Source organism: Bacillus sp. RC242 (assembly GCF_044908245.1).
GTDB classification, from domain to species: domain Bacteria; phylum Bacillota; class Bacilli; order Bacillales; family Bacillaceae_G; genus Bacillus_A; species Bacillus_A mycoides.
Map to the genome: position 1 here is coordinate 38,969 of NZ_JBIYCZ010000008.1, position 11,717 is coordinate 50,685.

Here is an 11,717-nt window from a genome sequence, read left to right on the forward strand (position 1 = left end):
AACGAGGTGAAGTAAAAATGTCTATTAAAAATACAAATGATCCACGTGTAAAACGAACGAGACAACTCATACAGGATGCTTTTGTCGATTTAGTAGGCGAAAAGGGCTTCGAAAATGTAACTGTGCAACATATCGCGGAACGTGCTCCTGTAAATCGCGCTACATTTTATAGCCATTACCATGATAAATATGATTTATTAGACAAAAGCATAGAAGAAATGTTAGAAAAATTAGCTGAAGTAATTAAACCACAAAATCGAAATAAAGAAGATTTTCAGCTCACTTTTGATTCACCGCATCCAACATTTTTAGCTTTGTTTGAACATATAGCAGAAAATGTGAACTTCTATAACGTTATGCTTGGTGATAAAGCCGCTGGAAACTACTCTTATAAAATGATGAAAACAGTCCAAACACATTTAACATTAAGCTTATCTATTTCACAACCTGATGATGAAGAACTCATGGTTCCTCGTGACATTCTTATTAGTTATGTTACAGGGGCTCATATCGGAATGATTATGTCATGGTTAAAAAGAGGCATGATTTATACCCCGCATTTCATGGCAATGCAATTAACTCGCTTAATTATTTTAGGAGCCCATACTGCAGCAGGATTAGAACGACCGTTTTAAAAATGGAAAAAGCGAAGGAAATTATCCTTCGCTTTTTTCTATTAATTAAATGTAATGTTATGTACAGCCTCTTTATCAAGACGTTTAATAACTTCCACAATTAACTTCACTGCGTTTTCATAATCATCACGATGTAACATCGCTGCATGAGAATGAATGTAGCGTGTCGCAATCGTAATTGCCATAGACGGAATACCGTTTACAGAAATGTGAATTGCTCCTGCATCCGTTCCCCCGCCCGCTACAGAGTCATATTGGTATGGAATTTGTAATTCATCAGCAACATCAACTACGAAATCACGTAAACCTGTATGACCTATAACAGAAGCATCATATAAAATGATCTGCGGTCCATCGCCCATTTTACTTTGCGCTTCTTTTGCCGTTACACCTGGTGTATCCCCAGCAATACCAACATCTACAGCGAATGCGATATCAGGTTTAATATAGTTTGCAGATGTTTTCGCACCACGAAGACCAACTTCTTCTTGTACAGTACCAACGCCGTATACAACGTTTGGATGCTTTTCATCTTTTAATTGTTTTAATACGTCAATTGCAATTGCACAACCAATTCGGTTATCCCATGCTTTTGCAAGTAACATCTTTTCATTCTTCATCACTTGGAATTCGAAGTACGGTACAACTTGATCTCCTGGTCGTATGCCCCACTCCATCGCTTCTTCTTGGCTAGAAGCACCAATATCAATGAACATGTCTTTAATTTCAACTGGCTTTTTACGAGCTTCTGGAGGTAAAATGTGCGGTGGTTTTGAACCAATTACACCTGTTACATCTCCTTTACGCGTTACAATCGTTACGCGCTGTGCAAGCATAACTTGCGACCACCAGCCACCCACCGTTTGGAAACGAAGGAAGCCTTTGTCATCAATTTGCGTAATCATAAAGCCAACTTCATCTAAATGACCTGCAACCATAATTTTCGGGCCGTTTTCTTCCCCAACTTTTTTCGCAACTAAACTTCCTAAATTGTCAGTAGAAAGTTCATCTGCAAACGGCTCAATATATTTCTTCATTACTTCACGTGGTTCGCGCTCGTTACCCGCAATACCGCGTGCGTCTGTTAATTCTTTTAGCATTGTCAATGTCTCGTCTAATTTTATCATTGCCAACACCCTCCTTTTTCTTCAGTCACTTTATTATACAAAAGGAAATTGAAATATTCAAAAATTAAATTAGTATCCTTGTGTTTGACGCTGATGATTTACTTCATTTTTATCTAAATATGCTTTTTCAATTTCATCTTGTTCAAATTCAAGCGCTTGTCCAAGGCGAAGATAGCTTGTAAATAGTTCAATATAGTTCGTAATAGAAGGTTGATCTGTAAAACGAATTACTTTCGCATATGTGTCTAAGAAAATTTCCACTTGTGTTTTATTCGTTTGCGCACATTTATAGAATAAGAAGTTTTTATCAATTCCTAAATCGATTCCGATTGATAAAATAAAATGCAAACCATCTACGTATTCTTCTAATATTACTTCACGTTCTGAAGCTGGTTTATTGCTCCAATATTTAAAACAACGTGTTTCATTTGCAAGTTCTCCAATTTCTACAAGAAGAGCTAACATTTTTTCTTTTAACAATTTCTTCGGTTGTAAGTCATGTTCTTTCACAATACGGTCATCTAATTCTTTTTGTAATTTAAATAGTTGTAGTAAGTCCATTCTATTGTCCTCCTCCAACATCGCATTTTCCGCAACAATGTTGTTTCATCTCAAAGTTCATTATTATTTTTCGTTTCTTATTAACAAGTCAGCTACCTACATCTTATAAAGATAGCTTGTCCTTAATTTGCAAATACGTTTCAATCATCACTCATATATTGTTCACTTGATGAAAGTTCCATATCATCTTTCCATTATAGCAGTGTCGTTTCTGCTAGGAAAGATGCACTTCTCACGAATGAGTTCAAATAAAGTGAAACTTTAATAAGTGGGGGGTTTTGTTCATCCCCACTTATTATTAGCCTTCACCAATCGGGCTTTTACGGGCAGTTGATCTCCCACCTAACTTCTTTGCTCCAGCTGAATTTTGAGGTGGGAGTTTTACTGCCCGCAAATAGCGGGATAAAAAAAGTCAGGAGGATTCTCCTGACTTTATATATATATTCTTTTATATCGCTATAGCTTTTATATTGATTTTGTCATATCGATAACGACACATCCGTTAATCTTTCCTACTTTCATGTAAAAGCCTCCTCGTTATCGTTACAAAAGTTCTTACAAGCACATCTTAATATACTTGAGCAAGAAATAACGATAATAAGTGGAGGATTTTACAATAAATGCAAATAAAAAAACCTTAGAAGAAAATCTTCTAAGGTTTTAAACAATTAGTTAATGTTGTTTTTTGCAACTGTTGCTAATTCAGCGAAAGCTTTTTCGTCATGAACAGCTAAGTCAGCAAGCATCTTGCGGTTAACTTCGATGCCAGCATTTTTTAAACCGTGCATTAAGCGGCTGTAAGAAAGACCATTCATACGAGCTGCTGCGTTGATACGTGTAATCCATAATTTACGGAAGTCACGTTTCTTTTGACGACGGTCACGGAATGCATACATTAGAGATTTCATAACCTGTTGGTTAGCAACCTTAAATAATGTACTCTTAGAACCGTAGTAACCTTTTGCTAATTTTATAACTTTTTTACGACGTTGACGAGTAACTGTACCACCTTTTACTCTTGGCATAATATTACCTCCTAGTTTGTTCTATATATCAGCCGAACTTATTTTAAGTTGTCAAGCATTTGACGAATGCGTTTGAAGTCACCAGCGCTAACTACACCAGCTTTACGTAGTTTACGTTTAGCTTTTGTAGATTTGTTAGCGAATAAATGGCTTGTGTAAGCGTGAGAACGCTTCAGTTTACCAGATCCAGTCTTTTTGAAACGCTTTGCAGCGCCGCGATGAGTTTTTTGTTTAGGCATAGGTATTTCCTCCTCTATCTATTACTTATCGTTTTTCGGTGCTAAAACTAAGAACATACTACGTCCTTCCATTTTAGGCTTAGATTCAATTGTACTAACTTCAGCACAAGCTTCTGAGAAGCGATCTAAAACACGTTGACCGATTTCTTTATGAGTAATGGCACGTCCTTTAAAGCGAATTGACGCTTTAACCTTGTCGCCTTTCTCTAAAAACTTGACAGCATTACGAAGTTTTGTGTTAAAGTCATGTTCATCAATTGTTGGACTTAAACGAACTTCTTTCATGCTAATTACTTTTTGATTTTTGCGCTGTTCTTTTTCTTTCTTCTGTTGCTCAAAGCGGAATTTACCGTAGTCCATAATGCGGCATACTGGTGGTTTCGCATTTGGAGCAACCAATACTAAATCAAGATTAAGACCTGCAGCTAAGTCTAAAGCGTCATTACGAGACTTGATTCCAAGTTGATCGCCGTTTGCGCCAACTAAGCGTACTTCACGTGCACGAATTTGCTCGTTAATCATCATATCCTTGCTAATAGTAAGCCACCTCCAAGGTTTTCTTAGAATACGTTTTGCAATTGTAGAACCCGAACAAAAAAAGTGCGGGCACACGGCACCCACACTTGTAATATCTCTAGTAAGAAATACATTTACCTGCTAACTGCGAATGCGTCCATCAGGTGAGAAGCGGGTGCTTCTACTTGTCAAAACCATATTCTATTATCCTTGATGAGTTTATCATAGGACATGACGTCTGTCAAGAAGACGCGATGTGTTTTACTAACAACAAGAAATATTGTAACAAACAACCAGCATACTTGCAATACTTTTTTATGATAAGTATTGTTTGGTTATTTTTTCTAGATTTTCTTTTTTATTATACATAAAAAAGCCGCGGTATACCGCGGCTCTTTCTTATCGTTTTCCTTCTACCTTAATCATGTCAACAAACGCATCTAATGCGATTGTTTCTGATTTTTGTTCACCATATTTACGTACGTTAACGCCATTTTCAGTAACTTCATTGTCACCTACTACAAGCATGTACGGAATCTTTTGCATTTGTGCTTCACGGATTTTGTAACCAATTTTCTCTTCACGAGTGTCTAATTCAACACGGATACCAGCACGTCGTAATTCATCTTGTACTTTCTTCGCATAGTCTAAATGTACTTGCGGAGAAACTGGAATTACTTGCGCCTGAACTGGAGCTAACCAAGTTGGGAATGCGCCTTTGTATTCTTCAATTAAGAAGGCTACGAAACGTTCCATAGTTGATACAACACCACGGTGAATTACAACTGGACGATGTTGTTTACCGTCTTCACCAACGTAAGTTAATTCAAAGCGTTCTGGAAGTAAGAAGTCTAATTGTACAGTTGAAAGTGTTTCGTCTTTTCCAAGAGCAGTACGAACTTGAACGTCAAGTTTCGGACCATAGAATGCCGCTTCACCTTCAGCTTCATAGTAATCAAGACCCATTTCATCCATAGCTTCTTTTAACATACCTTGTGCTTTTTCCCACATCTCATCATCAGCATAATACTTTTTAGTATCTGCTGGGTCACGATAAGATAGACGGAATGAATAGTTTTCTAAACCGAAATCTTTGTACACTTCTAACGTTAAGTTTACAACACGTTTTAATTCTTCTTTAATTTGATCTGGACGAACGAAAATGTGCGCATCATTTAAAGTCATTCCGCGTACACGTTGTAATCCAGATAATGCTCCAGACATTTCATAGCGGTGCATTGTTCCAAGTTCCGCAATACGGATTGGTAATTCACGGTAGCTGTGAATATCGTTTTTATAAACCATCATATGGTGAGGGCAGTTCATTGGACGAAGAACTAACTCTTCATTATCCATTTCCATTGATGGGAACATGCCATCACGGTAATGGTTCCAGTGACCAGAAGTTTCATAAAGTTCTCTACTTCCTAATACTGGAGTGTATACGTGATCATAGCCTAAGCTTGCTTCTTTATCAACGATGTAACGCTCGATAATACGGCGAATTGTTGCACCTTTTGGTAACCAAAGTGGTAAACCTTGTCCTACTTTTTGGCTATTAGTAAATAGTTTTAACTCTTTACCTAATTTACGGTGATCGCGCTCTTTCGCTTCTTCAAGCATACGTAAGTGCTCATCTAATTCTGCTTTCTTAACGAATCCAGTACCGTAAATACGTTGTAACATTTTATTATTGCTATCGCCGCGCCAGTAAGCACCAGCAACACTTAATAATTTAAACACTTTAATCTTCCCTGTAGATGGAAGGTGAACACCACGGCAAAGGTCGAAGAATTCGCCTTGCTCATAGATTGAAATAACTGCATCTTCTGGAAGATCGTTAATTAAATCTAATTTTAACTCATCGCCGATTTCTTCAAAGCGACGAAGTGCTTCTGCACGTGGTACTTCATGACGAACGATTTCTAAGTTTTCGTTCACGATTTTTTGCATTTCTTTTTCGATTTTCTTGAAGTCCTCAACCGTAATTGCTTCTTCCATATCAATATCGTAGTAGAAGCCATTTTCGATTACTGGACCAATGCCAAGCTCAAGCTTAACATCTTTATATAAACGTTTTAACGCTTGTGCTAAAAGGTGAGCTGTTGAGTGGCGTAAAATATATAAGCCATCTTCAGAATCTAATGTAATAATAGAAACTGCACCATCTTCTTCGATTGGTGTAACAAGATCAATCATCTCATCGTTTAATTTTCCAGCCACAGCTTTTTTCTTTAAGCCTGGGCTAATAGAAGCTGCGATTTCTTCAGTTGTTACTCCTTTTGGAAACTCCTTCACAGCTCCATCAGGGAAAGTAATTTTAACTACATCTGCCATCACTGGTCACTCCTCTTTTTTTTCAAAATAAAAAACACTCATCCCATAAAAAGGGACGAGTGTTGAATTCGTGGTTCCACCCTTGTTCCAATTAACCTTATTGTTAATTGCTCAAGTTCAACATAACGGTGTTGTCCGTTAGCAATTACTAGAAAAACGTTCACTGCTAAAGTTTAGAGGTGGTAAGTAATAATCCCGTACTAGGAAGCTCGCACCCTAAGGCTTCCCTCTCTGAAAATCGTAGATAACTACTCATGTCCTCATCATGACATTTCAATATATTTCATTTATGTAGGTAATTATATGCTCAAAAACTTAGAAAATCAAGGGCGTTACCTTTATTTTTTAAATTTTTCACATTGCGCTCAAACTCATGCAAACCATGTAATTGGACCCGTTCTTGAAATACATTTCGCAAAGTAACAATCATGTTATGATCTTGTTTTTTCGTATATAAATAAATCTTTTTCGGCGAAATAGAAAGAAGTGGTGCAATTACTTTCGTATCGATATATACATCCTGTTTCTTTAATAATTCTTCATCTATATATTGAACCAATTTCTCCTGTTTTAAACGCCTACCTTTATCATCATAGAAAATAAAACTTTCATCAAAAATAAGATGTACACAGGACAAACGTGATTTCCGGCTACTTACTTGTTGGCGAAGTGTCTCAATGAATATTTGGTATTCCTGCTCCATCTTATACTCATCAATTGCAACTTCAGCAAGCTTAGTTACCATTTCCCTATATGTACGAAGACGAAAACGAACGTATGATGAAAACGAGAATGAGAGCGGATCACAAAGCCATTCATTCAAAGACGACGCAATATAAGATTCAAATTTTTGACGTGTTAAATCACTAGCTACTCCTTTTCTTCTTTCCTTTAAAATCTCATGTGCCATATGCAATATTTGATGACACTCTTCTTGTTCTTCATAAAAAAACTTTTCCTTTAAAATGGTATGAATCCATTCATTTTGTTTCACATTCATAATGAAATATAGTAATACTGGCAATAAAATCTTTTCAATATAATTTGATTCACATAATGGTATATGAATAACAACCTTTTGTTCATTTAAATATACACTTGTTTCCTTATATAAGGATTCTGTTCTTTTCGTTAGTTGTCTGTATACGTACACAGCATCATTTTTTTCTTCGAAGCAAATTTCAATCACTTTTGTCCCCCCTTTTATCCCCGCTCTAAAGGATTGCATCTATACGTTACAAATCCTATAAGAGTCCGATCTATGGAAGTTCACTCTTAGTAGAAACCTATCTCCCATCGTTAGAACATCCACTCGATATGGCTTGCTAATTTTATATATATTAAGGGAGGGAGAAAAAAATGATACAAGCTACTCTGAAAAAATGATTAAAATAAAGTGAAGCTTTAATCAGTGGAGGTTTTGTCCATCCTCCACTGATTATTAGCCCGCACCAATCGGGCTTTTACGGGCAGCAGGGCTCCCACCTAACTTCTTTGCTTTACAGCCGAATTTTGAGGTGGGAGTCTTACTGCCCGCCAATAGCGGGATAAAAAAGAGCAAGCTTCTCAGCTCGCTCTTTACTTATTACGACGATTTTTCCCGCCAATTGGGATTGGCTTCGCTAAATATTTAATTCGTTCCATAATACGGGCTGCTTTCATCTCTTCTGCTTCACCGCGCTGTGTATACGTTAAATGATGTTCCAACTGTTTGAAATCAAAGTTAGATGTAAAGAACGTCGGTAAGTTTTCCAACATACGGAATTGCAAGATTGCACCGAGTACATCATCACGTACAAAACTTGACATCGCTTCTGCCCCGATATCATCTAACATTAATACTTGTACACGTTTGACAGCATCAATCTTTCCGCTAATCGAATTATCTTGAATCGAACTTTTGATTTCACGTAAAAATTCAGGGAAGTATACGAGCATCGAACTAATTTTCTTTCGCGCAAGCTCATTTGCAATTGCCCCTAAAAGATACGTTTTCCCTACACCAAATTTACCGTACAAATATAAACCTTGTGCTTTTTTACCTGGTTCGTATGTGTTTAAAAATTCATTCGTTGCACCTATTGCATCAATACGTGCATCTAAATCTGAAGGGTCTAAATTTCCCATAGTTGCCTGCAAAATGTCAACTGGCATATATACACTTTGAACGAGTTTTTCATATTTTTTTCTCTCATCATATGCTACTTTTCTAATACAACGATCGTATTGAATATCAATCATCTTACCTTGAATGACGAGCTTCGGCTCATATCCTTGTAGCATATTTTTACATGACCCTAAATCTGGACAATCCGCACACCCTACACTTTGTCCAATATATTCATATAACTTCACAAGACTTCGTTCAATCATAGAAGTCGTTACTTCACCTTTATGTTCGTCTATAAATTCTTTCACACGAGGGTGCGCCATCACTTCTGCCTTTAAGACTTCATATCTATTTTTAAAGTTTTTATTTTCCATTAATTTCGTAAATGAATTTTGAATATGCTCCATTTTCTCACCTCAAAGAGCGTTCATTTTATTTTATTAATCACGCTTATATTTTTTCAATACTTCTTCTAATCGTTTCCGTTCATCTTCTAACGTACTTGCATCTTTTTTCGCACTTACGTCATTTTTTACAGGTTCTTTCTCTTCTTCTTTCGACTCTTCCTTAAGCCAATCTGGTACCATTTCTTTTCGCACTGTTTTCTTCGCTGTACGACCTTTTTTCTTCGTCTCAGCCCACTCTTGATATTGACGATTCTCTTCTTTTGCTAGCGCCATCGCCTCGCCTACTGTACCGACCTTTTTTCGCGCCCAATGTCCAGCAATCTTCTCGACATACGTTTTAGCAAGCTTCATATCTGAGCGTAGCATAACGTAATAAATAAGTACATTCACAACCCCTGGCGTTAATTTTTGATTTATCATTACATCCTCAACGATTTGCAAGTCCGCTTTCGTCGCCTCTGCACCGCCTGAAATCTCTTTCAATAGTTGTTTTGGCGAGATTTCCTCTAACTGCTTCATTAGCATCTCTTCTTGCGTAGATGGCTCTTTCTCTTTCATTGTACGAGCAGCATGAGGTTGCACTCTTTCACTTAATACAGGTAACGCTTGACCATTTTCGAATTGATACCAATCGCGTGCTCCCTTCCGAAGCCTTTCGATATCAATTGTTTGCACTTCTGTCACTGCGCCAAGAACGATATTTTGCATCGATAACACATCCACACCGTACACATAAGCGAGTGTAATAACACATTCTCTCACTTGATCTGTAATCGCCTTTTTAGGAACAAGCGCTGATAGTCCGTCTACAAATAAAGAGAAATCAAAGAAGTCGTTCCAAACTTTCGGAGCATCCCCATTCTCGTTACTTGGCATAATTGTCGTTTTCGGGATACGCAGTTCTTCTTGCGCATATTCAAACTGACCTGGGTTAAACGAATCAAATATATCGTTGAAGGAGCGCGTAACATTTTCATAAGAACCAAAATCGAATTCTTCTTCTAAGAAATATTGCTTTACTTGGTTGTATTTTGTCCGACTCAAGCGATTATATAAAAAGATACTTAAAACAATATCATCAAAAAACTGCTTCGGAGATAAAGGTGGTTGCAATTCATATATAAACATTCGAATATCTTTTTCTTTCTTAATATATACATTTAAAAGACCAATCGCTTCTAACTTTACTCGTTCCCCATATATTTCAGGAAGTTGCATTTGCATAGTCACCATAAGGGAGTGATGTGTATTCTCTTTTCCAAACACACGATCTTGCTCTAACTCTCCCCATAGTGTCATGTATAAGCTAAAAGCTCTACTACCTATTAACGGCTGATACAACATCGTTAATACTTTCCGGTCGTAATTATGTAACAACCCTTTCGCACTTACTTTATAACGATCAATCGGCAATAGCTCCATCCATGACTGTTTTTCCATTCTTGCTTTTCCTTTCTCTCATCCAATCTAACCTACATTTCACTCGTTCTATCTTTATTATATAATTTATTAGCGAAAAAGAGCTATTAGCTTCCGCTTCTAGCTCTCTTATCTCGTTTACTTACAGTATATAAAGAGATTCCTTCTACTCTCTCTCTTTTTGCAGTATATCTTTTAATTCTTCAATAAATACATTTAAATCTTTAAATTGACGATACACAGAAGCAAAACGTACGTAAGCAACATCATCAATATCACGAAGTTCTTCCATAACAATTTCACCAATCATATCACTTTTCACTTCTGATATACCTAAGTTACGAAGTTCACGCTCCACACTTTGTGTTACTTCCTCTAACTGCCTTAAAGATACAGGTCTTTTTTCACACGCTTTAATTAAACCGCGTAAAATTTTCTCTTTATTAAACTCTTCTCGTGTTCCTTCTTTTTTAACAACGATAAGAGGTGATTCTTCTACTCTTTCAAAGGTCGTAAAGCGACTTAAACAACTTTCACACTCTCTTCTTCTTCGAATAGAGCGCCCCTCGTCTACCGGACGCGAATCTAACACTCTTGTTCCATTATGAAAACAGGATGGACAACGCAATTCATTCACTCCTTTACACTATAATCTTTATTCTTTCGCTACTCACCTACATGTGAAAATATATATACAATATTATATAACTCATTCTTCTATAATGACCACTCTAAGTTATTACATATCATGATCCTATTTTATATAAACTAAAAAAGAGGTGCATTATACACCTCTTTACATTTTAAATCAATTATGTTCTTTTTTAAAGAGCTTTTGTTTCTCTCTGCTTAATTTCGAAGCTACCAGTGCCTCGAGGAAGCTCGATGCTCTCACGCGTTTTCGCGTTTAAACCTTCTGCAATATATTCTGCAGCAACATTTGGATCAATACGATCCCCACAAGTATAAACATCAATACTTGCGTAACCGTGCTCCGGAAAGCTATGAATTGTTAAATGTGATTCCGAGATAATTACTACTCCACTTACACCTTGTGGTGCAAATTTATGAAAAGCAACCTCACGTACCTCAGCACCAGCTCTTAGTGCTGCATCCACAAATAATTGTTCAATATACGGCATGTCATTAAGCTTGTCGAAATCGCAATCCCAAAGTTCAGCAATCACGTGACGACCCATCGTATCCATAGTATCCATTCTACAGTTCCCCCTTGTAAATTTATTCTAACTGTTCGAATTGAAAACTAATTTGCAATTTGGCTTGCTCCACTACCACGGGGGAAAGTTAGTCCAGAGAGGTCCTAACCCTTTAAGTAGTGAC

12 protein-coding genes and 2 other annotated features are annotated in these 11,717 nt (G+C 36.9%); of the genes, 1 reads left to right on the forward strand and 11 read right to left on the reverse strand.

The features are described 5' to 3' along the window. Positions 1–17 precede the first annotated feature (17 nt). Positions 18–635 carry a TetR/AcrR family transcriptional regulator gene (locus ABH957_RS16395; protein ID WP_404511821.1) on the forward strand — a complete coding sequence of 206 codons (618 nt, stop codon included), beginning with the start codon at positions 18–20 and terminating at the stop codon, positions 633–635. Positions 636–676: 41 nt separating this feature from the next. On the opposite strand, the gene ABH957_RS16400 is transcribed toward ABH957_RS16395, so the two are convergent. The 11 genes from ABH957_RS16400 to speD all read right to left on the reverse strand — a co-directional run bounded on the left by ABH957_RS16400 (position 677) and on the right by speD (position 11,584). Next, a complete protein-coding gene (locus ABH957_RS16400) occupies positions 677–1,762 on the reverse strand; it encodes a M42 family metallopeptidase (protein ID WP_002088917.1) in 1,086 nt (361 codons plus the stop codon). A 69-nt stretch (positions 1,763–1,831) separates the two neighbouring features. Beyond that, positions 1,832–2,323, reverse strand: a complete 492-nt coding sequence (locus ABH957_RS16405; protein WP_002015469.1) for a dUTP diphosphatase — start codon at positions 2,321–2,323, stop codon at positions 1,832–1,834. 668 nt (positions 2,324–2,991) lie between these two features. Further along, positions 2,992–3,348 (reverse strand): 50S ribosomal protein L20, encoded by a 357-nt coding sequence (gene rplT, locus ABH957_RS16410; RefSeq protein ID WP_001138364.1) that lies wholly within the window; start codon positions 3,346–3,348, stop codon positions 2,992–2,994. Positions 3,349–3,386: 38 nt separating this feature from the next. After that, positions 3,387–3,587: a 50S ribosomal protein L35 gene (gene rpmI, locus ABH957_RS16415; RefSeq protein WP_001125945.1), complete on the reverse strand. Its 201-nt coding sequence runs from the start codon at positions 3,585–3,587 to the stop codon at positions 3,387–3,389. Between the two features lie 21 nt (positions 3,588–3,608). Then, on the reverse strand, positions 3,609–4,112 hold the full coding sequence (gene infC, locus ABH957_RS16420; RefSeq protein ID WP_002015470.1) for a translation initiation factor IF-3: 504 nt from the start codon (positions 4,110–4,112) through the stop codon (positions 3,609–3,611). Between the two features lie 63 nt (positions 4,113–4,175). Further along, positions 4,176–4,296, reverse strand: a sequence feature (ribosomal protein L20 leader region). Between the two features lie 206 nt (positions 4,297–4,502). Continuing rightward, the gene (gene thrS / locus ABH957_RS16425; RefSeq protein WP_002034275.1) at positions 4,503–6,440 is read right to left on the reverse strand and encodes a threonine--tRNA ligase; all 1,938 of its coding nucleotides are present in this window, start codon (positions 6,438–6,440) and stop codon (positions 4,503–4,505) included. A 48-nt stretch (positions 6,441–6,488) separates the two neighbouring features. Further along, positions 6,489–6,716, reverse strand: a binding site (T-box leader). Between the two features lie 31 nt (positions 6,717–6,747). Further along, positions 6,748–7,629 carry a putative sporulation protein YtxC gene (gene ytxC, locus ABH957_RS16430; RefSeq protein WP_404443557.1) on the reverse strand — a complete coding sequence of 294 codons (882 nt, stop codon included), beginning with the start codon at positions 7,627–7,629 and terminating at the stop codon, positions 6,748–6,750. 389 nt (positions 7,630–8,018) lie between these two features. Further along, positions 8,019–8,957, reverse strand: a complete 939-nt coding sequence (gene dnaI, locus ABH957_RS16435; RefSeq protein ID WP_354656657.1) for a primosomal protein DnaI — start codon at positions 8,955–8,957, stop codon at positions 8,019–8,021. A gap of 33 nt (positions 8,958–8,990) precedes the next feature. After that, a complete protein-coding gene (locus tag ABH957_RS16440) occupies positions 8,991–10,397 on the reverse strand; it encodes a replication initiation and membrane attachment family protein (RefSeq protein WP_113935711.1) in 1,407 nt (468 codons plus the stop codon). Between the two features lie 145 nt (positions 10,398–10,542). After that, complete coding sequence (gene nrdR, locus ABH957_RS16445; protein ID WP_001203686.1) at positions 10,543–11,004, reverse strand: transcriptional regulator NrdR; 462 nt, start codon at positions 11,002–11,004, stop codon at positions 10,543–10,545. A gap of 196 nt (positions 11,005–11,200) precedes the next feature. Then, entirely contained in the window at positions 11,201–11,584 is a 384-nt protein-coding gene (gene speD, locus ABH957_RS16450) for an adenosylmethionine decarboxylase (protein ID WP_002003660.1), read from the reverse strand. Between the last annotated feature and the right edge of the window lie 133 nt (positions 11,585–11,717).

Excerpts from the sequence above, each read along its gene's own strand:
- ABH957_RS16395 (WP_404511821.1), top strand. The coding sequence starts at position 18 with ATGTCTATTAAAAATACAAATGATCCACGTGTAAAACGAACGAGACAA.
- ABH957_RS16400 (WP_002088917.1), bottom strand. The coding sequence starts at position 1,762 with ATGATAAAATTAGACGAGACATTGACAATGCTAAAAGAATTAACAGAC.
- ABH957_RS16405 (WP_002015469.1), bottom strand. The coding sequence starts at position 2,323 with ATGGACTTACTACAACTATTTAAATTACAAAAAGAATTAGATGACCGT.
- rplT (WP_001138364.1), bottom strand. The coding sequence starts at position 3,348 with ATGCCAAGAGTAAAAGGTGGTACAGTTACTCGTCAACGTCGTAAAAAA.
- rpmI (WP_001125945.1), bottom strand. The coding sequence starts at position 3,587 with ATGCCTAAACAAAAAACTCATCGCGGCGCTGCAAAGCGTTTCAAAAAG.
- infC (WP_002015470.1), bottom strand. The coding sequence starts at position 4,112 with ATGATGATTAACGAGCAAATTCGTGCACGTGAAGTACGCTTAGTTGGC.
- thrS (WP_002034275.1), bottom strand. The coding sequence starts at position 6,440 with ATGGCAGATGTAGTTAAAATTACTTTCCCTGATGGAGCTGTGAAGGAG.
- dnaI (WP_354656657.1), bottom strand. The coding sequence starts at position 8,957 with ATGGAGCATATTCAAAATTCATTTACGAAATTAATGGAAAATAAAAAC.
- ABH957_RS16440 (WP_113935711.1), bottom strand. The coding sequence starts at position 10,397 with ATGGAAAAACAGTCATGGATGGAGCTATTGCCGATTGATCGTTATAAA.
- speD (WP_002003660.1), bottom strand. The coding sequence starts at position 11,584 with ATGGATACGATGGGTCGTCACGTGATTGCTGAACTTTGGGATTGCGAT.